This is a genomic window from Caulobacter sp. GW821-FHT05F04, assembly GCF_059419665.1.
Genome location: NZ_JBWKSF010000008.1, coordinates 20127 through 40579, shown reverse-complemented (window position 1 = coordinate 40579; position 20453 = coordinate 20127). Strand labels below are relative to the sequence as shown.

Annotated in this window: 21 protein-coding genes and 2 pseudogenes; 14 read left to right on the top strand and 9 right to left on the bottom strand. The window is 68.1% G+C overall.

From position 1 onward, the window contains the following. Positions 1-144: 144 nt before the first annotated feature. Positions 145-962, bottom strand: a pseudogene (locus AC07R7_RS19615) (SDR family NAD(P)-dependent oxidoreductase). A gap of 68 nt (positions 963-1030) precedes the next feature. Between AC07R7_RS19615 and queF the strand changes: the two are divergent. The 3 genes from queF (at position 1031) to AC07R7_RS19600 (ending at position 3627) form a co-directional block, all read left to right on the top strand. Further along, entirely contained in the window at positions 1031-1486 is a 456-nt protein-coding gene (gene queF, locus AC07R7_RS19610) for a preQ(1) synthase (RefSeq protein WP_125155770.1), read from the top strand. Positions 1487-1738: 252 nt separating this feature from the next. Continuing rightward, a complete protein-coding gene (locus AC07R7_RS19605) occupies positions 1739-2869 on the top strand; it encodes a sensor histidine kinase (RefSeq protein ID WP_494636359.1) in 1131 nt (376 codons plus the stop codon). Beyond that, the gene (locus AC07R7_RS19600) at positions 2869-3627 is read left to right on the top strand and encodes a LytR/AlgR family response regulator transcription factor (RefSeq protein ID WP_494636358.1); all 759 of its coding nucleotides are present in this window, start codon (positions 2869-2871) and stop codon (positions 3625-3627) included. Before AC07R7_RS19605 ends, AC07R7_RS19600 begins: the two co-directional genes overlap by 1 nt. On the opposite strand, the gene AC07R7_RS19595 is transcribed toward AC07R7_RS19600, so the two are convergent. Together AC07R7_RS19595 and AC07R7_RS19590 are read right to left on the bottom strand one after the other, a co-directional pair. Next, positions 3624-3914: a hypothetical protein gene (locus AC07R7_RS19595; RefSeq protein WP_494636357.1), complete on the bottom strand. Its 291-nt coding sequence runs from the start codon at positions 3912-3914 to the stop codon at positions 3624-3626. The two genes, AC07R7_RS19600 and AC07R7_RS19595, sit on opposite strands and share 4 nt — an antisense overlap. A 36-nt stretch (positions 3915-3950) precedes the next feature. Then, positions 3951-4568 carry a nitroreductase family protein gene (locus AC07R7_RS19590; RefSeq protein ID WP_494636356.1) on the bottom strand — a complete coding sequence of 206 codons (618 nt, stop codon included), beginning with the start codon at positions 4566-4568 and terminating at the stop codon, positions 3951-3953. Positions 4569-4572: 4 nt separating this feature from the next. On the opposite strand from AC07R7_RS19590, the pseudogene AC07R7_RS19585 reads away from it, so the two are divergent. The 3 genes and pseudogenes from AC07R7_RS19585 (at position 4573) to AC07R7_RS19575 (ending at position 6952) form a co-directional block, all read left to right on the top strand. After that, positions 4573-5251: pseudogene (locus AC07R7_RS19585) on the top strand (NUDIX domain-containing protein). Positions 5252-5327: 76 nt separating this feature from the next. Then, the gene (gene cysE / locus AC07R7_RS19580) at positions 5328-6161 is read left to right on the top strand and encodes a serine O-acetyltransferase (protein ID WP_492840217.1); all 834 of its coding nucleotides are present in this window, start codon (positions 5328-5330) and stop codon (positions 6159-6161) included. A gap of 14 nt (positions 6162-6175) precedes the next feature. Further along, entirely contained in the window at positions 6176-6952 is a 777-nt protein-coding gene (locus tag AC07R7_RS19575) for a glutaminyl-peptide cyclotransferase (protein ID WP_494636355.1), read from the top strand. A 137-nt stretch (positions 6953-7089) separates the two neighbouring features. On the opposite strand, the gene AC07R7_RS19570 is transcribed toward AC07R7_RS19575, so the two are convergent. Further along, positions 7090-7251, bottom strand: coding sequence for a hypothetical protein (locus AC07R7_RS19570; protein WP_492840214.1), 162 nt, complete (start codon positions 7249-7251; stop codon positions 7090-7092). Between the two features lie 73 nt (positions 7252-7324). Between AC07R7_RS19570 and AC07R7_RS19565 the strand changes: the two genes are divergently transcribed. Further along, on the top strand, positions 7325-8290 hold the full coding sequence (locus tag AC07R7_RS19565; RefSeq protein WP_494636354.1) for a LysR substrate-binding domain-containing protein: 966 nt from the start codon (positions 7325-7327) through the stop codon (positions 8288-8290). A 15-nt stretch (positions 8291-8305) separates the two neighbouring features. Then, entirely contained in the window at positions 8306-8512 is a 207-nt protein-coding gene (locus AC07R7_RS19560) for a DUF3126 family protein (protein WP_099576144.1), read from the top strand. Positions 8513-8534: 22 nt separating this feature from the next. Here AC07R7_RS19560 and AC07R7_RS19555 read toward each other — a convergent pair whose 3' ends face one another. Continuing rightward, positions 8535-9818, bottom strand: a complete 1284-nt coding sequence (locus AC07R7_RS19555; protein WP_492885583.1) for an MFS transporter — start codon at positions 9816-9818, stop codon at positions 8535-8537. 76 nt (positions 9819-9894) lie between these two features. Between AC07R7_RS19555 and AC07R7_RS19550 the strand changes: the two genes are divergently transcribed. After that, positions 9895-10509, top strand: coding sequence for a TetR/AcrR family transcriptional regulator (locus tag AC07R7_RS19550; RefSeq protein WP_494636353.1), 615 nt, complete (start codon positions 9895-9897; stop codon positions 10507-10509). A gap of 8 nt (positions 10510-10517) precedes the next feature. After that, a complete protein-coding gene (locus AC07R7_RS19545; protein ID WP_494636352.1) occupies positions 10518-11201 on the top strand; it encodes a GNAT family N-acetyltransferase in 684 nt (227 codons plus the stop codon). Between the two features lie 10 nt (positions 11202-11211). On the opposite strand, the gene AC07R7_RS19540 is transcribed toward AC07R7_RS19545, so the two are convergent. From AC07R7_RS19540 to AC07R7_RS19530, 3 genes are all read right to left on the bottom strand, one after another. After that, the gene (locus tag AC07R7_RS19540; protein WP_494636351.1) at positions 11212-11859 is read right to left on the bottom strand and encodes a glutathione S-transferase family protein; all 648 of its coding nucleotides are present in this window, start codon (positions 11857-11859) and stop codon (positions 11212-11214) included. 8 nt (positions 11860-11867) lie between these two features. Then, positions 11868-13847 carry an OPT family oligopeptide transporter gene (locus AC07R7_RS19535; protein WP_494636350.1) on the bottom strand — a complete coding sequence of 660 codons (1980 nt, stop codon included), beginning with the start codon at positions 13845-13847 and terminating at the stop codon, positions 11868-11870. 145 nt (positions 13848-13992) lie between these two features. After that, positions 13993-14796 (bottom strand): PhoH family protein, encoded by an 804-nt coding sequence (locus tag AC07R7_RS19530; RefSeq protein ID WP_492885574.1) that lies wholly within the window; start codon positions 14794-14796, stop codon positions 13993-13995. A 327-nt stretch (positions 14797-15123) separates the two neighbouring features. On the opposite strand from AC07R7_RS19530, the gene AC07R7_RS19525 reads away from it, so the two are divergent. The 3 genes from AC07R7_RS19525 to AC07R7_RS19515 all read left to right on the top strand — a co-directional run bounded on the left by AC07R7_RS19525 (position 15124) and on the right by AC07R7_RS19515 (position 18720). Further along, positions 15124-15657 (top strand): gamma carbonic anhydrase family protein, encoded by a 534-nt coding sequence (locus tag AC07R7_RS19525; RefSeq protein WP_125155782.1) that lies wholly within the window; start codon positions 15124-15126, stop codon positions 15655-15657. Between the two features lie 298 nt (positions 15658-15955). Then, a complete protein-coding gene (locus tag AC07R7_RS19520) occupies positions 15956-17620 on the top strand; it encodes a choline dehydrogenase (protein WP_494636349.1) in 1665 nt (554 codons plus the stop codon). A 155-nt stretch (positions 17621-17775) separates the two neighbouring features. After that, positions 17776-18720 carry an aldo/keto reductase gene (locus AC07R7_RS19515; RefSeq protein ID WP_494636348.1) on the top strand — a complete coding sequence of 315 codons (945 nt, stop codon included), beginning with the start codon at positions 17776-17778 and terminating at the stop codon, positions 18718-18720. Positions 18721-18796: 76 nt separating this feature from the next. On the opposite strand, the gene AC07R7_RS19510 is transcribed toward AC07R7_RS19515, so the two are convergent. Then, entirely contained in the window at positions 18797-19342 is a 546-nt protein-coding gene (locus AC07R7_RS19510; RefSeq protein WP_494636347.1) for a PAS domain-containing protein, read from the bottom strand. 173 nt (positions 19343-19515) lie between these two features. Here AC07R7_RS19510 and AC07R7_RS19505 point away from each other — a divergent pair, with 173 nt between their 5' ends. After that, a complete protein-coding gene (locus AC07R7_RS19505; RefSeq protein WP_492885566.1) occupies positions 19516-20436 on the top strand; it encodes a hypothetical protein in 921 nt (306 codons plus the stop codon). Positions 20437-20453: the final 17 nt, after the last annotated feature.

The window sequence follows — 20453 nt, the reverse complement described above, 5'->3', positions numbered from 1 at the left end:
CTTTGTTGCAACCGAGGGACTCGAAGCGCCAGCAAGATCGGCGCCCAAAGCTCAAAGTTTGAGCGCAGTGTGACGCTTTTGCTTCAGAATGGACGCAGACAAGTCACAGGTGCTTAAAAAGACGATAGCGCTTGGCCTGTGGCTTTACCGCATTGAAAGACTTGCTCCGCCCAGGTGCAGACCCGCATCGACCAGAAGCGTTTCGCCCGTTACGTGGCGCGATGCTGGTGACGCCAGGAACACCGCGGCTCCGGCGATGTCCTCGGCCGTCGAGGCGACCTTCAGCGGCGTCGCCGCCGCGGCGCCCGCCCGCAGGCGTTCCATCGAGTCGTCGGGCACGTCCTTGAACCATGGCGTGTCGATGAAGCCGGGGCAGACCGCGTTGACGCGGATGCGCGGGCCGAGCGACCGGGCCAGCGACAGGGTCATGGTGGTCATGGCGCCCTTGGAGGCGGCATAGGGCACCGACGAGCCGATCCCCTGGGCCGCCGCGATGGAGCTGGTGTTGACCACGGCGCCCGGCGACGGCGCGGCCTCCAGCAGCGCGCGGGCGGCGCGGACCATCTGGAAGGCGCCGACGACATTGACCGCATAGAGCTTCAGGAAGTCCTCGGCGTTCACCGCGTCGAGGTCGGCGTGGTTGGGCGCGAACTTGGTCACGCCGGCGTTGTTGAACAGGGCGTCGATGCGGCCGGTCGGCGCGGCCGCCGCGACGATCTTCTTGCAGTCCTCGTCATTGGCGACGTCGCCCTGAACCAGGACGGCTTTCGAACCCTCGGCCTCGACCAGGCGCGCGGTTTCCGCGGCCGCGTCGGCGCTGCTGGCGTAGTTGACGACCACCAGCCCCGCGCCGCGCCGGGCGACCTCCACCGCGATCGCGCGGCCCAGGCCCGTGGAGGCCCCCGTGATCACCACCGTGAAGCCGTCGAAGTCCCGTCCCGACATGGTTCTCTCCCAAACAAGTGTTTGCGACGTTGTAGCGGCAGGCGCATGGCTTGTCTCGCGGGGCGCGGGAGCCTAAATCGCGCCGATGACCGATCTCAACGTCACCCAGCTGGGCCGCGTCGTCGACGCGCCCGAGAGCCCCGAAGCCGCCACCCTGGAGCGCGTGCCCAATCCGCAGCACGACGTGTTGTACCTGGCCCGCTTCGTCGCGCCAGAGTTCACCTCGCTGTGTCCCGTCACCGGCCAGCCGGACTTCGCTCACCTGGTGATCGACTATGCGCCGGGCGACTGGCTGATCGAGAGCAAGTCGCTGAAGCTCTATCTGACCAGCTTCCGCAACCACGGCTCGTTTCACGAGGACTGCACCGTCAAGGTCGCCCGCAAGATCGTCGAGGTCGCCCAGCCCCGCTGGCTGCGCATCGGCGGCTACTGGTACCCGCGCGGCGGCATCCCGATCGACGTCTTCTGGCAGACCGGCCCGGCGCCGGAAGGCCTGTGGGTCCCCGACCAGGGCGTGGCCCCGTATCGCGGTCGAGGCTGAAAAGGCGTCGCCGCGCCTCTGAGGCGCGGCGACAGGAGGTTTTGGAGCAACCGCCCCGGACGGGGTTCACCTGTCTGAGGGATTTGGCCAGGGGCGCCTGGCCGAGGCGGTCGCGCCTTCATCGCCCAGCGGAGAAGCGCTGTCGGGTCTCGTGCGACCGGGCCGCGTGAGCGGGCGGCGGAGCGACGAAAGCGGACGCCGGCGCGCCGGACGCGGGCTGCGCTTTCGCCGCCTTCGGCTACACTGGAAGGCATGACCGCTCCGGACGCCGGCTCAAGATCTTCCCCTCTGTCGCGGCAGGCCGCGATCCTGACCCTGGGCGTCTGGGGACTGGACATGCTGTTGTTCGGTTTGCCGTCCCTGGCCGCGGGCAAGCCGCCGTTGGCCGGGGTGACGGCCAGCTATGTCCTGTTCGCAGCCCTGGGGCTGCTGCTGTCGATCCTGGTCTATCGGCGCGCGGGACTGACGACGCGCGAGGACGGGGCGATCCGGTTCGCCGCCCTGGTCCCGACCGTGCTCGGCCTCGCCGCGGTCATCGCCGTGTTCGACATGGTCGTCGGCGGTCCCGTGCGCGCCATGCTGGATGGCGCCCATCCGACGGGGCGGGCCATCGCGGCCCGCGCGGCCGGTCAGTTCCTGATGGCCGCCTGGATGTTCGCCTTGCTGGGCGCGCTGTATCTAATGATGATCGCCCTGCGCGTCACCCACGAGCGCGAGCGGCAGCTGGCCGACGCCCGCGCCCAGGCCCTGGCCGCCGAGGCCCAGGCTAGCGCCGCGCGACTGGCGGCCTTACGCTACCAGCTCAATCCGCATTTTCTGTTCAACACCCTGAACGCCGTCTCGGCCTCGGTGATCACCGGCCGCAACGACGAGGCCGAGTCGATGCTGGCCCGCCTGGCCGAGTTTCTGCGCCTGACCCTGGCGGCCGATCCCCAGGCGATCATCCCGCTCGAGGACGAGCTGGCCACCCTGCAGGCCTATCTGGAGATCGAGAGCGTTCGCTTCCGCGACCGGCTGGGCGTCGAGTTTTCGTGTCCCAACGATCTGCGCGGAGCGCTGGTCCCCAGCTTCGTGCTGCAGCCGCTGATCGAGAACGCGGTCAAGCATGGCGTCGCCCCGACCAGCCGGCCCGTGACGATCCGCCTCGAGGCCTCCCGTGACGGCGATGACCTGGTGGTGATCATCGAGGACGACGGGGAGGCGCCAAATCCTATTGGAGCCCAGGCGGCGGGCGGCATGGGCGTGGGACTGACCAATGTCCGCCAGCGGCTGGAGGTGTTGTATGGCGCGCGCGGCGTCTTGCAGGCGGCTCCGCGAGAGCGGGGCTTCCTGGTGCTGATCCGCATCCCGCTGACGCTGGAAACCCAGGCGAGGGCGGCCTGATGCGGCTGAAGGTCCTGCTGGTTGACGACGAGCCCGCCGCCCTGGAGCGGCTGACGGCCCTGTTCGATCAGATCCCCGACACCGAACTGGTCGGCGTGGCCCGCAACGGTCGGGAGGCGGCGCAGGCCATCGCCGACCTGTCGCCCGATCTCGTGATGCTCGACATCCAGATGCCCGAGCTGAGCGGCCTGGCCCTGGCGTCCGAACTGCCGGCCGAGCACAGGCCCGAGATCGTCTTCGTCACCGCTTTCGAGGTCTATGCCGCCGACGCCTTCGCCGTCGAGGCGGCCGACTATCTGCTCAAGCCCGTGCGCTTCGACCGCCTGCGCCAGGCCGTCGAGCGGGCTCGCCGCCGCCGCACCTTGCAGAAGGTCTTCGAACAGGCCGAGGCGGCGACCGCGCCGGCTCGGGAAAACGACCTCGACGGCATCTGGGTGGCCACCCGCCACGGCCATGTCCGCGTGGCGGTCAGCGAGATCGACTGGATCGAGGCGGCCAAGGACTACGTCCTGCTGCACACCGCCACCCGCAGCCACATCCACCGCATCACCATGAGCGCCCTGGAGCAGGGCCTCGATCCCAACAAGATGATCCGCGTCCACCGCTCGGCCTTCGTCAGCCCCGACCGGGTCGAGGCGGTCAACCGCCTCGGCAAGGGCCTGATCGCGTTGGTGCTGCGGGACGGTGTCGCGGTGCCGGTGGGGCCGACCTATGTGAAGGCGGTCCAGGCGCGGCTGGGGTTGGCGGTGGAAGCCTAACCCTTCGCCAACCGCCGCCGGTTGGCCCGCACCTTCTTGCGCAGATGGGCCAGAGAACCCGCCGCGATCGCCGGCCCGGAGGCGCCCAGTTGGCCGGTCATGGCCAGCATCGGCAAGGTCATGCTGGTCGCGACCTTCTCGCCGACCATCAGCTGGGCCTCGGCCTGGGCCGCCGCCCCGCCGGCGGCGAGCTTCATCATGCGCAGGCCGATCACGGTCGAGGCTTCCAGCCCCAGAGACCAGGAGTCAAAGGCCAGGCTCGTCCAGGGGTCTTTACGCTTGGCCATGGGGTGTCCTCGTTGTGCTGAAGGAACGCGGCGAGCCTAGCTAGGGCTCCATTCCGTGGTGATCGCCGCCACGTCGGGGCGCACGCGCTCCTGCGGCTGCTCCGTCGCCGTGCCCAGGTACAGATAGCCGGCGACCTGCTCGCCCTCGGCCACACCGAGGATCGCCTTGGCGCGTGGGTCGTAGCTGTACCAGTCGGTGATCCAGTTGGCGCCCCAGCCCAGGGCTGACGCGGCCAACAGCAACTGATGACAAACCGCCGAGGCGCTCTGGCGCTGCTCCCACTCGGGGATCTCGCCCGGGATGAAGCGCGAGATTACGGCCACCGCGACCGGCGGACGGGTCAGCTTGCGCAGAGCCGCGTTGGCCTTGGCCGGATTGGCCTGGCTGTTGGCCAGCTGGGTGATCCGCTCGGCGAAGGCGTCCTTCGCCGCGCCCTTCAGGATCACGAACCGCCAGGGGGCCAGCTTGCCGTGGTCGGGCACCCGCGCGGCGACGCGCAGCAGATCGGCCAATTGGGCGTCGTCCGGCCCCGGGACGGCCAGGCTCATGGCCGAGGCCGAGCGCCGCCTGGCCAGGAAGGTGACGACTTCGGGCGAGGCCTCGATCGGCAGCGTCTCGGCGAATTCAGGGGCAGGGGGAACGGAAGCGGCCAAGACGATCTCTCCGAAGCGATATAAGCCGATCAACTATGGCCGCGGCGCGGCCGCCACAAGTCGCGTGAGCCGCCATGTCCGAAAAGCCCGCCTGGCTGAAGCCGCACGGAAAGCCCTGGGGCGTCTCGTCCCGTCAAGTCGTGTACGACAACCCGTGGATCACCCTGACCGAGTATCAGGCCATCGCCCCGACGGGCCGGCCGGCCCTCTACGGCAAGGTCGGGTTCAAGAACCGGGCGATCGGCGTCGTGCCGCTGCACGCGGACGGCACGGTGACGCTGGTCGGGCAGAACCGCTTCTCGCTGGCCAACTACAGCTGGGAGCTGCCCGAAGGCGGCGCGCCGCTGGACGAGGATCCGCTGGACGGCGCCAAGCGCGAACTGGCCGAGGAGGTGGGCCTGCGGGCGGCCGACTGGCGGCAGATCCTACGGATGGAGCTCTCCAACTCGGTCACCGACGAGATCTGCCACGGCTTTCTGGCCATGGACCTGTCGCCCACCGAGACCGCGCCGGACGAGACCGAGGACCTGGCCGTCGCCCGCGTGCCGTTCCGAGAAGCGCTGGACGCGGCGATCGCCGGCCACATGCCCGACGCAATTACGGTGGCGTTACTGCTGCGGACGCACCATATGGCCGTCCGAGGGGAACTGCCGGCCGAGTTGGCGGCTCTCGTCTTGGAATAGCCGGCTTTCATCGGCTGGTTCGAGCATTTTTCAAAAAAATGCTCTATGAGTACTGCCTCTGGGAAGGGAGAGCCCGATGGCCAAGCCTCTGGAAGTCGTGACGCCGGAGACGGAAACCCCCGTCTGGATCGCCCTGCGCAACCAGGCCGAACATGCCGCCAAGGCCGAACCGGCCCTGGCCTCGCTGCTGAACGCGGTGATCCTGAGTCATGACAATCTGGCCGACGCTCTGACCTTTCAGCTGGCGCGGAAGCTGGGCGACCAGGAGATGCGGGCGATGACGGCGCGCGAGTTCGCCGCCGAGGCGTTCAAGAGCGATCCCTCGATCGTCGAGGCGGCGGAGGCCGACCTGAAGGCGGTGTTCGAGCGCGATCCCGCCTGCAAGGGCTATGTCCAGCCGTTCCTGTTCTTCAAAGGCTTCCTGGCTCTGCAGACTCACCGCGTGTCGCACTGGCTGTGGACCGAGGGCCGCGAGACCCTGGCCTTCTATCTGCAGAGCCGGTCCAGCGAAGTCTTCCAGGTCGACATCAATCCCGCCGCCAGGATCGGCAAGGGCGTGTTCATCGACCACGGCACCGGCATCGTCATCGGCGAGACCGCGGTGGTCGGCGACGATGTCTCGATGCTGCACGGCGTGACCCTGGGCGGCACCGGCGCCGATCGCGGTGATCGTCACCCCAAGATCGGCAACGGCGTCCTGCTGGGCGCGGGGGCCAAGGTGCTGGGCAACATCACCGTCGGCGACTACGCCAAGATCGCCTCGGGCTCGGTGGTGCTGCGGGCCGTGCCCGCTCACTGCACGGCGGCGGGCGTACCCGCGCGCCTGGTCAACTGCCCGACCTGCGAGGAGCCGGCCCGGACCATGGACCACACCCTGGCCGAGACCGTCTACAACGGCTCCGACATCTGATCGCGCGGATGCCCATGGGCGCTTTGCTTCGCGGCCTGAGTGGGCTGATCCTGTCGTCCGTGCTCGTGACCAGCGCCCTGGCCGCGACCGCGCCGGTCGGCGGCTACGCGGTCGTGAAGGCCTATCCGCATGACACCGCCGCCTTCACCGAAGGCCTGTTCTATCGCGACGGCTTCATCTTCGAGAGCACGGGCCTGAAGGGCCGGTCGTTCATCCGCAAGTGGAACCTGGAGACCGGCGTTTCCGAGCAGGAGCGCATCGTCGACAGCCGCTATTTCGGCGAGGGCGTCGTCGACTGGAAGAACCGGCTCTACGCGCTGACCTGGACCGACGAGATCGGGATCATCTACGACATCGACAGCTTCGAACGGATCGGCGAGTTCAGCTATCCGGGCGAGGGCTGGGCCCTGACCCGCGACGACAAGCGGATCATGATGAGCGACGGCACCTCGTTCATCCGCTTCCTGGATCCCGACACCCTGAAGGAGACCGGCCGTATCGAGATCACCGACCACGGCGTGCCGGTGCGCAATCTCAACGAGCTGGAATGGGTCAAGGGCGAGCTGTTGGCCAATGTCTGGCAGACCACCCGCATCGCCCGCATCGACATCAAGACCGGCAACGTCATCGGCTGGATCGAGCTGGCGGGCCTGCTGAAGGAAGCCGGCGTCACCGGGACCCAGGACGACGTGCTGAACGGCATCGCCTATGACGCCGTCGGCGACCGCCTGTTCGTCACCGGCAAGCTGTGGCCCAAGCTCTACGAAATAAAACTCGCACCGACGAAGTAGCTGGCGGAACCACGTTCAGGGGCTGGCGTTTATCTCACGTCCGCCCCTCTACGCCCCCCCGACCTAGTGGGCGGACCTGGGCCCCGGCAGCGTAACGCGCCGGGGCCCAACCCTTATCTGGACCCTGATTTCGCGGATCAGCCCTGCCTGGCGCAGGCGATGGGGGCGGGCTTCTTCAATGAGATTTGCTCTGTGTCCGGCGGCCGCTTGGCTGTGACGCCGTAGATCACGGCGGTCCAGATCGCCATCAGGGCCAGGACCTGAGGCAGGGTGATGCGTTGCGGAGCGGCGGCGGGCATGCGCGCGACTATCCATCGGTTGCGCGGCTTCGAATAACGACTTATCGGTCGGTCTTCTGTGAGGTTTAATCACATGGCTCGCCGACAACTGCCCTCCCTGAACGCCCTGCGCGCCTTCGAGGCGTTCGGCCGACATGGGCGCATGACCCTGGCCGCCGCCGAGCTGTGCGTGACCCATGGCGCGGTCAGTCGCCAGATCCGCCAACTGGAAGAGCATCTGGGCGTCGCCCTGACCGAAGGCCCGCGCACCCGCCTCCGTATGACCGAGGCTGGGCTGAAGCTGGCCCAGGCCCTGTCGCCGGCCTTCGACCAGATCGAGGCGGCCGTGCCGCGCCCGGTCCCCGCGGGTCCCAGGCCGCTGGTCGTCTCCTGCCTGCCGACCTTCGCCATGAAGTGGCTGATCCCGCGCCTGCCGGGCTTCCAGGCGGCGCATCCGGACATCCCGGTGCGGGTGGCGGAGTCCAACGGGCCGTTCGACTTCAAGGCCGACGGGATCGACCTGGCCATCCGCATGCGCTCGCCCGACACGGTGGTGACCTACGACTCGGTGGCGACGCCGTTCATGGAGCACTTCCATGGGCCGGTGATGGCCCCTGAACTGGCCAAAACGCCGATGACCCTGGGGCAGGTCTGCGCCCTGCCGCGCCTGTTGACCCGCACCTTCCCGGAAAGCTGGTCGGACTGGGCGCGCAATTTCGAGGTCGTCGACCTGCCGCCGCCCGTTAGCGAGCAGGAGTTCGATCACTATTTCTACATGCTGGAAGCCGCCGCCGCCGGCATGGGCGTGGCCATCGGGCCGTGGGCTTTCGTGCAGCGCGACCTGGCCAGCGGACGCCTCGTGGCGCCGCTCGGTTTCGCGCCCGGCCGGGCCAAGATCGTGGCCGTCACGCCGCCCGACGGAGCCACCGAAGAGGCCGTCCTTTTTCGCGACTGGCTGCTGGCCGAAGGAGCGTCCACACCTCATCCGCCGGAAGCGCTTGCGCGCCACGCCCCGGACGCTAGTTTCGCCCCGACAACGCGCTCCCGGGCGCATAGCTAGAACAAGAGGCCCCCCGTGGACGCCAACGACATCGCCAAGCTCGAAAAGCACCTGAAGCGCACCTTCGGCAACCCGCACATCGCCGTGAAGCCGCGCCCCAAGCAGAAGGACTCGGCCGAGGTCGAAGTCGCTGGCGAATTCATCGGCGTCCTCTTCCAGGACGAGGACGAGGACGGCTCGTTCATGTTCGAAATGGCCATCCTGGCCGAAGACCTGGACTAACCCTCTCTGATCGCCGCGCGCCTCAGGCCAGAGCTGGCTTGGGGACCGCGCGGCGGATCATCAGCGAGGCCACGCCGGCGACGAGGCCCGCCGCGCCGGCGATGATGAAGGCCTCGACATACTGGCCCTGGCTGGCGCGGATCATGCCCGCGCCGATGGCCGCCGTGGCCGCGCCCAACTGGTGGCCCGCCGCGATCCAGCCAAACACGATCGGGCCGTCGCGCTCGCCAAAGGCCTGGGTGGCCAGGCGTACGGTCGGCGGCACGGTGGCGATCCAGTCGAGGCCGTAGAACACCGCGAACGCCGACAGGCTGATCACCGAGAAGTCCGAGAACGGCAGGTAGATCAGCGAGAGGCCGCGCAGCACGTAGTAGACGAACAGCAGCTTGCGGCTGTCATAGCGGTCGGTCAGCCAGCCCGACGCCGTCGTGCCGAAGAGGTCGAACAAGCCCATCAGCGCCAAGAGGCCAGCGGCCTTGACCTCGGGCATGCCCCGGTCGCCGCAGAAGGCGATCATGTGCACGCCGACCAGGCCGTTGGTGGTCAGGCCGCAGATGAAGAAGCCCAGGAACAGCAGCCAGAAGGTCCGGGTCCTGGCCGCGCGGCCGAGGGCCTGGAAGGCGTAGGCCAGGGCGTTGGCGCCGTTCAGCGGGGCGGGGGCCTCGTAGTCGTCCGGCGCGCCATAGGGTTTGAGGCCGACATCGGCGGGGCGCTCGGGGATCAGCAGCCAGACCAGCGGGGCCAGGACCAGGCAGACGATGGCGACGGTGACCACGACCGGCTTCCAGCCGCCATGGTCGGCGATCAGCGCCATGCCTGGTAGAAAGATCAACGAGCCGGTGGCGGTCGAGGCGGTCAGCAGGCCCAGCATCAGGCCGCGCCGGGCGACGAACCAGCGGTTCACCACCGTCGCCCCCAACACCATGGCCACCGCGCCGCTGCCGAACCCCGCCAGCACACCCCAGGTCGCCACGTACTGCCATGAGGCGGTCATGAAGGCCGAGAGCCCAGTCGAGGCCGCCATCAACAGCAAGGCCAGGGTCACGGTCTTGCGCAGGCCGAACGACTGCATCAGCGCCGCCGCGAAGGGGCCCGTGAGGCCGTAGAGGAAGATGCCGACGCCGGCGGCCAGGGAGATGGAACCGCGATCCCAGCCGAAGGCCTTCTCCAGCGGCAGGATCAGCACGCCCGGCGCGGCGCGCAGGCCGGCGGCGGCCAAAAGGGCCAGGAAGATCGCCCCGGCGACCACGAAGGCGTAGTTCTGGCCGAACGGGCGTTGGCGCGTCAGGCGGCTGGCGGTCGTCATGCGTCGTCTCTATGTAACCGATCGGTACGGGGTTGTTCGGTTACATACGTACCGGTAAGTAACATCGTCAAGCATCATGTCAGATCGAACACCCGAAGAAATTCTCAAAGGGCCCTATGGTCCTACGCCGCGCGCCGCCGAACGCATCTTCGACACGGCGCGCGAGCTGTTCTATCGCGAGGGCATCCGCGCGGTCGGGGTCGACGAGATCGTCACCAAGGCGGGCGTGACCAAACCCAGCCTCTATCGCAGCTACAAGTCCAAGGATGAGCTGGTCGCCGCCGTGCTGCGCGAGGTCGAGGCCGGCTTCTGGGCGCGGTTCGAGGCGGCCGAGGCGCTACATCCGAACGCCCCCAAGGCCCAGATGATCGCCTACTTCCAGGTGCTGGCCGACCGCTCGGGCGGCGACGACTATCGCGGCTGCAACCTGTCCAACGCGGTGGTCGAGTACCCCGACCGTGAGCACGCGGGCCGCCAGGTGTCGCAGGTCCACAAGCAGGACCTGCGCGATCGCCTGCGGGCCAAGGCGGTCGAGATGGGCGCGTCCGATCCTAAGGCTCTGGGCGACGCCATGATGCTGCTGATCGAGGGCGTCTTCACCTCCAGCCAGATGTTCGACGGCGACGACAAGCCGGCCAAGGCTGTGGTCGGCGCCGTCAAGGCGTTGATCGCCGCCTATTGTCCCGCTTGAATGGACGCATGACCGCTCACGTTCTCGACCGCCCCGCTATCTCCACCCTGACGGGGCGCCAGAGCCATCTGGTGGTCCGGCGTGGCGGCGCCGTACGAATGCATCCGGATTTCGGCCTGTTCGCCGGGACGCTGGACGACAGCCCGCAGAGCGCGGCCGATCTGGGCGCGCTGGTCCGGGAGATAGGGACCGTCGGCCTGGTCGAGCCGACCACGCCGCCGGCCCCGCCCGGGACACAGATCGTCTCCAGTTCGCCGTGCCTGCAGATGGTCGCCGAGACTGTCGCGCCGGCCTGGGACGTGGCCTTCGACATGCTGCCGCTGGGCGACGCCGACGCCGCCGAAATGCTGGCCCTGGCCACTCTGACCAAACCCGGCCCGTTCTTCTCGCGCACCCACCAGTTGGGCGACTTCATCGGCGTGCGAGTCGACGGCCAGCTGGTCGCCATGGCCGGCCAGCGGATGCGGCCTGACGGCTATACCGAGGCCAGCGGCGTCTGCGTCCATCCCGACCATCGCGGAAAGGGCTACGCCGCGCGCCTGTTGCGCGAGGTGACGGCCACGATCCTGGCGACGGGCGAGAAGGCCTTCCTGCACAGCTACGCCGACAACGCCACGGCCATCGGGCTCTATGAGTCGCTGGGCTATCGTGGGCGGTCCGAGCTGATGTTCACGATCCTGGCGGCGGATTAGGCCGCGCCGCTTAGTAGGCCAGCCGGCCCTTCATCTCGCCGAATGGGATCATGACGGCCTCGCGATAGGCGGGGCGATCGCGCAGCCGCGCGTACCAGGCCTCGACGTTCGGCGTCTTCGGCCGTTCGATCTCGAGTTCGTAGTAGCGGTAGAGGTGCGTGCCGGCCGGGATGTCGGCCAGCCCCGGCGCATCGCTGCTCAGAAACGGTCGATCGGCCAGCACCTTGTCCAGCAGTTGGAAGTGGCGGGCGCAGGCGGCGAGAGCGGCTTCGACGGCGCGGTTGTCCCGCTGGGCTTCCGGCGTCCGGTACCAACCCCAGAATACGCCGGTCAGGAAGTCGCGCTGCAGGGCGGTCTGGGTCCAGTCCATCCAGCCGTCGGCCTCGGCGCGGTCGGCGGGGGCCTCGGGCCACCAGGCGGGGCCGCCATGCTGGGCGGCGAGATAGCGGAGGATGGCGTGGGACTCCCAGACGACCACGCCGCCGTCGTCGAGGACCGGGACCCGCCCATGCGGGTTCATCGCCAGAAAGTCGGGGTCGTCGAGGCCGCCGTGGTCGCCGCCGGCGGGGACGTGCTCGTGGGGAAGATCAAGCTCCCCCACGAGCCACAGCACTTTCTGGACGTTGAAGGAGGAACGGCGGCCCCAGACCTTCAACATCTCCGGCCTCAGGCCTCGGCCGTCTTCTTGGCCGCGCCGCGCGCCCAGTTGTAGAGGCCGAACACCACGATCGCCGCGGCGATCAGGGACAGGATCATGCCGACGTGCTCGGATGGCGCGAACGGCAGGGCGAGAGGCTCGCCCTTGCCAGTCCCGACGATCAGGCCGGCCAAGGCCACGTTGAACAGGCTCTCGCCGACGATGAAGCCCGAGGCGACCAGCACGCCCAGGCGCTTGGCGGCCTCGCCGGTGGCGTCCTTGTCGACCAGCTTGTCGTAGACCCAGCCGACCACGGCGCCGACGACGACGGGCGCGGTGACCGTGCTGGGCAGGTAGATGGCCAGGCCCACGCCCAGGGCCGGCAGGCTGTAGCGGCCGGCCGAGGTCTTGCGCAGGGTCTCGTCGATAGCGACCAGGGCCAGGCCGATCAGGGCGCCAATGCCCAGCAGGCTCCAGTTCAGGTCGCCGCCCAGCACGCCCTTGGCCAGGGTCGAGATCAGAGTGGCCTGGGGCGCGGCCAGAGGGTCGTTGGCGATGGCGTTCAGGTTCGGGGCGCCGGCGAAGCCGTTCGACAGGTTCAGCAGCTCCAGCACGAACGGGATCACTATGGCGCCGGAGATGACGCCGATGATCAGGCCGACCTGCTGCTTCCACGGGGTGGCGTCGACCAACTGGCCGGTCTTCAGGTCCTGCAGGTTGTCGTTGGCGACCACGGCTACGGCCAGGACGACGGTGGTGACATAGAGGGCGAAGGCGACCAGGGCCTTGGTGACGTCCGGGCCGATGAGGCCGCGGCCGACCGCGCCGACCATCAGCGAGGCGCCCAGCACGGTCAGGATGGCGATGCCCGAGACGGGGCTGTTGGACGAGCCGATCAGGCCGGCCATGTAGCCGCAGACGGCGGCGGCCAGCAGGCCGGCGATCAGGACGTAGCCGATGCCGATGGCGACCAGCGGGACCGTCAGGTGGGCGATCGGGCCGCCGACCAGGAAGTGGGCCAGGAACCAGCCGGCCGGGGCCAGCAACAGCAACGAGATCAGGCCGACGATGGTGATCGGGATGTCCTGCTCGATCCGGGGAATGACGCCGCCGGCCTTGCGGGCCTTGCCGGCGTCCAACGACGAGACCAGACCGCTCCAGATCGGGGCGGCCAGTTTGCCGAGGGTCCAGATGGCGGCCGCGCCGATGACGCCGGCGCCCATGAAGCGGACTTCGGTCTTCCAGACGGTTAGGGCGTGGGTGGCCGCGTCGGCGCCGGGGATCTGGTGGAGCGTGGTCATGATCGGGACCAGCACGCCCCAGGCGATGGCCAGGCCCGCGAACATGGCGATGCCGACGGTGATGCCCATCAGGTGGCCCGCGCCCATCAGGGCCAGCGAGCTGGAGGCGCCGATGCCCGTCGCGCCGGCCCCGGCCTTGAAGTAGCCGGCCACTTCGGCGGCGAAGATCTTGGCGGCGGCCAGGGCGCCGAAGGCGGCCGAGGCCAGGGTGCCCAGGGCGACGGCGACCAGGCCCGCCTTGCCCTCCGCGGCGCCTTCACGCGAGCCGGTGCCGACCTTCAGCACCTCGGCGGCGGCGACGCCTTCGGGGTAGGGGAGGTTGGAGTTGGTGACCAGGGCCCGGCGCAGGGGGATGGTGTACATCACGCCCAGGATGCCGCCGACGGCGCAGGCGCCGAAGGTGGGCAGGAACGGAACGTGCGCCCACCAGCCGATCATCAGCAGGCCCGGCAGCACGAAGATCACCGACGACAGCGTGCCCGCCGCCGAAGCGATCGTCTGGACGATGTTGTTTTCCTGGATGGTCGCCGTCTTGAACGCCCGCAGCAGGGCCATCGAAATGACGGCGGCGGGGATCGAGGTGGCGAAGGTCAGGCCGACCTTGAGGCCCAGATAAACCTGGGCGGCGGTAAAGACGAGGGTGATCAGGACGCCGAGGAGGACCCCTCTCAGGGTCAGTTCTGTGCGCGGCGCTACGGGGTCGGCCATGAACGAGTCCGGGAAAAGTTAAGACGGCGGACCTTGCACGTCCGACCGCCCGCAACTCAAGCTCGGATTTGGGGCCATGAAGGCCCAAAGGCCCCCGTTTCGGATCGAAACGAGGGCCCCAGGGGATGGTTGTTCTAAAGGAGCGCTAGAGGACGCCCAGCATTTCGGCGACCAGCGGGTGACGGACGATGTCGCGGTCGGCCAGATGGACGACGGCGATGTTGGCGACCGCCTCGAACCGCGCCGCGACATCGGCCAGGCCCGAGATCCCGGGCAGCAGGTCCGACTGGTTCGGGTCGCCGGTGACGACCATGGTCGAACTCCAGCCCAGGCGCGTCAGCAGCATCTTCAGCTGCATGTAGGTGCAGTTCTGGGCCTCGTCGATGACCACGAAGGCGTTGTTCAGGGTGCGGCCGCGCATGAAGCCGACCGGGGCGATCTCGATCGCGCCCTCGGCCATCAGCGCCCGCATGCGCTTGACCGACAGGCGATCGGTCAGGGCGTCGTAGAGCGGGCGCAGATAGGGGGCCAGCTTGTCCTCCATGTCGCCCGGCAGGTAGCCGATCGACTCGCCGGCCTCGACGGCGGGGCGCGACAGCACGATGCGGCCGACGCGGCCGGCCTCCAGAGCCTCCACGGCCTTGGAGATGGCGATGTAGGTCTTGCCGGTGCCGGCCGGACCCAGCGCCATGACCAGGTTCTTCTCGTCGATGGCTTCCATCAACTGCGCCTGGCCTGGCGACTTTGGTTTTATGGTTTTCAGGTAGCTCTGATCGCGCTCCGGATTGTTGGGCGCGCCATCATGTCCCAATGGATTCCAGCTGTTCCCCCGTTCGCGAACATCCACCGGCAGGCGACGCACCTTGGCGTCATCACCGTATTGGCCGGTCTCATACGCGCCTTCGCGCGCCATCCGCTTCAGGGCTCGCTTGGTCATCAAAGCCTCCATGAGGGCAATAAAAAAGGACGAGGCCAAAAGGCGTCGTCCTTGGATGTGAGCTGGAAGATAGAGACGAAGTCGCGTGCGCGGCGAGGCGGCCCGGAGGGGCTTCCGCCAAGAACGGTATTGGGAGGCGGTGCTGTACGCCGGAACGCCAAATGCGACACCTTCTTCGTCAGCGGGTGGGCCGATGGCGGTAGTCGCCCCCGACCCGTACGAGATAAGAATCATCCCCGCGTGAGGAAGGTTCCCTCTCGAATCGCCTGACTACAATGGCGCATTATGGTTTCCGGGGTGTTAACCGGAAGATGGCGCGCAAGAAAACGAGGCATACGGATGACTGTCTATTCCCTGGGCGCCACGACGCCGACGCTTCCCCCGCAAGGCGAATACTGGATTGCCCCCACGGCCAGCGTGATGGGCAATGTGATTCTCAAGAAGAACGCCAGTATCTGGTGGGGTTCCGTGGTGCGTGGAGACAACGATCCGATCACGATCGGCGAGAACAGCAATGTCCAGGACGGTTCTGTTCTTCACACGGATGCTGGCGTTCCCCTGACCATCGGCGCCAACGTGACCATCGGTCACATGGTGATGCTTCACGGCTGCACGATCGGCGACGGCTCGTTGATCGGCATCGGCGCGGTGGTGCTGAACGGGGCCAGGATCGGGAAGAACTGCCTGATTGGCGCCGGCGCCCTGATCACCGAGGGCAAGGAGATCCCGGATAATTCGATGGTCATGGGCGCGCCGGGCAAGGTGGTGCGCGAGGTCAGCGAGCACCACACCATGATCCTGCAGGGCTCGGCCCTGCACTATGTCGAGAACTGGAAGCGCTACGTCCGCGACCTGAAGGTGGTGGCGGAGTAAGCTGGAGAGATTCAGGGAGCGCCGCACGCTGCTTGGGGGATGCAATGCGACGCTCCCGCTCCTCGCGCGGGTGAGCGCGAGAAGGGCTCACCACGCAAAGGTCTCTCCGCGTGGGGAGACGGCGCGGGCGAGCCCGCTTCCGTTTCGTCTCAAGGTAGTATTGGCATGGTTCGAGTTGAGTGTGAACGCACAACAGGCGTTTTCCTTCAACGACGTCGTGAGGGAACCTTGCGCGGCGATCGATCCCGGATCACTCTCTGCCTTAACAATGATAACCTTCCAGGGAGGGCGTCGGGGCATGGCCAGCGAACGCTATGATTACGTCATCATCGGCGCCGGCTCGGCCGGTTGCGTGCTCGCGGCGCGTCTGACCGAGGACCCCGGCGTCAAGGTCCTGCTGCTGGAGGCTGGCGGCAAGAACAACTCCGTCCTGGTCAAGATGCCGGCCGGCGTCGGCGAACTGATCAAGGCCAAGGGCGAGCAGAACTGGGGCTTCTGGACCGAGGCCGAGCCCCATCTGGACAACCGCAAGCTCTGGTGGCCGCGCGGCAAGGGCCTGGGCGGCAGCTCGGCCATCAATGGCATGATCTATATCCGCGGCCATGCGCGCGACTACGACCAGTGGCGGCAGATGGGCCTGTCGGGCTGGTCGTATGAAGAGGTGCTGCCCTATTTCAAGCGCTCGGAGACCCACCACGGCGGCGGCGACGCCTATCACGGCGACAAGGGGCCGCTGCACGTGTCGAAGGGCGAGAGCGACAGCCCGTTCTATTCGACCCTGATCGAGGCCGGCCGACAGGCGGGCCACAAGACCACCAAGGATTTCAACGGGTATCAGCAGGAGGGCTTCGGGCCCTACGACCTGACCATCCGCGACGGCCAGCGCTGGAGCGCGGCCATGGCCTATCTGAACCAGGCTCTGGCGCGTCCGAACCTGACCGTCGTGACCGAGGCCCGCACCACCCGGATCATCGTCGAGAAGGGCCGCGCGGTCGGCGTCGACTACGTTGTCGGTAAGGCCGCCGAGAAGAAGACCGCCTATGCCGACGCCGAAGTGCTGCTGAGCGCCGGCGCCGTGCAGTCACCGCACATCCTGCAACTGTCGGGGATCGGCGCGCCGGACGACCTGAAGGCCCACGGCGTCGCGGTGGTCCACGAGTCCAAGGGTGTCGGCGCCAACCTGCAGGACCACCTGGACGTCTGCGTCTCGTGGACGGCCAAGAATCTCAAGACCGCCTATTCGGCCAACAAGGGCCTGAACAAGCTGGGCGTCGGCCTGAACTATATGCTCTTCGGCAAGGGCCTCGGGCGGCAGCAGTTCCTCGAGAGCGGCGCGTTCCTGAAGTCGCGGCCCGACCTCGACCGCCCCGACCTGCAGATCCACGGCGTGCTGGCGATCATGCAGGATCACGGCAAGGTCGTGGTCGAGAAGGACGGCTTCACCCTGCACGTCTGCCAGCTGCGTCCGGAAAGCCGCGGCAAGGTCGGACTGCGCTCGGCCGATCCGTTCGACGATCCCACCATCCTGGCCAACTATCTGGCCACGGACGAGGATCGCCGCGCCATCCGAGAAGGCGTGCGCATCGCCCGCGAGACGGTGGCCCAGGCCGCCTTCGATCCCTATCGCGACGCCGAGTACGCCCCGGGCGCGGATGTGCGCAGCGACGCCGACCTCGACGCCTGGATCCGCGCCAAGGCCGAGACGATCTACCATCCGGTCGGCACCTGCCGCATGGGCGTGGCCGGCGATCCGCTGGCGGTGGTCGACGATCAATTGCGGGTGCAAGGGCTGGCCGGCCTGCGGGTCATCGACGCCTCCGTCATGCCGAACCTGGTGGGCGGCAACACCAACGCCCCGACCATCATGATCGCCGAGCGGGCTTCGGACCTAATCCTGGGCAAGGCGCCTTTGGCCGCGCTGGACGTTCCGGTGTTCGAGGACGGGCGGGCGGTCGCGGCTTGATCTTGTCCTTTTAACACTCTCAACCTTGTCATCCCGGAAGCCTCGCAGAGGCTGTCCGGGACCCAGGGGCAGCCGCACCGCGCTGTCCCCTGGGTCCCGGCTCTCCGCTTCGCTGCGGCCGGGATGACAAGATTTTTTGAGCTTCGGAGTCTCTGATGAAGTTCCGCCCTCTCGGCCGCTCCGGCCTTTCGACCGCGCCGCTCATCTTCGGCGGCAACGTGTTCGGCTGGACGGCGGACGAGGCGACCTCGCACCGGCTGCTGGACGCCTTCGTCGACGGCGGCTTCAACGCCGTCGACACGGCCGACGTCTATTCGGCCTGGGTTCCGGGTCACGAGGGCGGCGAGTCCGAGAGCGTGATCGGCCGCTGGCTGCGGGCGAGCGGCAAGCGCGACAAGGTGCTGATCCTGACCAAGGTGGCCATGTGGCCCAAGCAGCCGGGCCTGTCGGCCGCCAATATCGCGGCGGCGGTCGAAGGCTCGCTGAAGCGGCTCCAGACCGACTACATCGACCTCTACCAGTCACACCAGGACGACGCGGCCGCGCCGTTGGACGAGACGCTCGAGGCCTTCGATCGTCTGGTGAAGGCGGGCAAGGTTCGGGCGGTCGGCGCCTCCAACTTCTCGGTCGAGCGCCTGCGGGGCAGTCTCGAGATCTGCAAGGCCAAGGGCCTGGCGCGCTACGAGACCCTCCAGCCGAAATTCAACCTGGTCGACCGCGAACAGGTCGAGGGCGCGGTGGCCGAGCTGACCCAGGCCGAGGGCGTGGGGATCATCCCGTACTACGGCCTCGGCGCCGGCTTTCTCAGTGGCAAGTACCGTAGCGAGGCTGACTTCGAGGGCAAGGCGCGGGCGCGGACGATCCTCCGCGACTACTGGAACGACAAGGGGCGGGCGGTGCTGGCGGCGCTGGATGACGCGGCGGCCGAGGTGGGCGCCGCCCAGGCCCAGGTCGCCCTGGCCTGGATCATGGCGCATCCGCTGATCACCGCGCCGATCGCCAGCGCCACCTCGATCGCGCAGCTGGACGAGCTGATGGCCGCCGCCCGGCTGGAATTGCCGGGTGAGGTTTGGAAACGGCTGGATGAGGCAGGGCGTTAGTTACGCCTTCATCCGTTCTTCCCGGCGAAAGCCGGGACCCAGATCTCGGAGCGCCGGGGAAATCGGTTTGGGGGGCTTAAGCGATCCGGCGGCCGTCCAAGGTCGCCAGGCGCAGCCGCGGCATGTCCGCGTTGCCGTCGCCCAGCGGCTTGATCTCGCGAAGGCCCAACTCGTAGGCGGGGCGGCCCATCAAGCGGGCCATCATGGCGATCGGCTGGTAGAGGCCCAGGAACCGGTCGGTCTCGCCCGACGCGCCCTGCAGCGGGGCGAACAGCACTTCCATGCCGACGCTGGGCACGCCGTGGGCGCGGATGTCGGCGGTGACCACCACGGGCGTGCGGCGTTTGCGCGCGACGTCCAGGGCGCTCTTCAGCTCCAGCCTGTGGGCAAGAGCCCACAGCGACAGGGCGTCCTGGCCGCGCAGGTCGCGGGCGTGCAGCTCGGTGACGAAGCCGCCAGCCAGACGGAACGGCAGCTTGCCGCCGTCGCGACCCAGCACGAAAACCTGGGGCAGAAGCTCCAGGAATTCGCCCGGATTGATGTCGGCGCGACGGGGCAGGGCGGCCTCGCCCTTCTTGTCGCGCCAATAGTCTATCAACCGTTCCGTGCTTGGATGGAACATCGTCGTCCCCTGGCGGGTCACTCACGGCTGTTTTCGGCCGCACGAGGCTTGCTGGGAGAACCGGGCCAAGGGCTCGACCGTCCCATTCTGGCGCAATCCAGGCGGAGCGGCGGGTCCGGCCCGATTCTTGCTTAACCAAGAGCGGAACGACCCGATGTGAAGGGAACCGCCGGATGAAGGCGCCGAAACTGAACCTGCGCGGACTGCTGATCGGCCTGAGCGTGCTGCTCGGCGGCCTGACGATCGGCGGCATCGCGATGGCCTGCACCACGGGTTGCCCGGCCCCGCCGACCTGCTGCTCGCCGCCTCCGGCTCCGCCGAAGCCGCCCGCTCCGCCGACCGGTTGCTGCGGCGGTGGCGGTCACCACGTCAACATTCCCGGCGTCAACGTGAATATCGGCGCGACGGTGATCGTGAACGCCAATTCCAGCGCCTCGGCGGTGGCCAATTCGGGCGCCAGTTCGGGGGCGGGCTCGCTGGCCGGTTCGGCCGCGGGCGTGACCAACTATTACGGCGGCGGCGGTCACGGCGGCTACTATTCCGGCCCGATGGCCAGCGGCTACATCCAGGGCCTGAACGTCGAGGGCGGCGAAGCCCGTCGTCGTCAGTCCTATGAAGCCACCCGCACGCGGACGCGCCGCGTGATCATCCGCGCCGTCTGCCTGGATGACCGCGACATCCCGCACCCGGCCTCGCAGGTCACCCCCGACCGCGACATCGACGACAGCTATAACGGCGAGCTCTATCGCTGCATCGCCGGCTCGCGCATGCAGTACGTGATCGCCGACTATTCGGGGCAGATCGACATCTCGACCGGCGGCGCCGGCCAGACCTTCATCTGCCAGAAGAACGAGGCGCTGTATCACGTCCCGGGCGCGGCCCAGGGGCAGGCCAGCATCTCGTGCCGCCCGCAGGCGCCGGCCCGCGACTGTAACGAACGCTCGCTGCTGCGCCGCTTCGGCGCCGGGGTGAAGATCCTGACGATCATCACCACCGAGACCTACACCGCGTACCGCGAGGAAACGGTGCAGGAGCGCCAGACCCTGACGACCAGTTTCAGCCTGGATGGCGGGGTTGGCGGCGTGGTGTACTAGAAGTCCAACGCCCCACT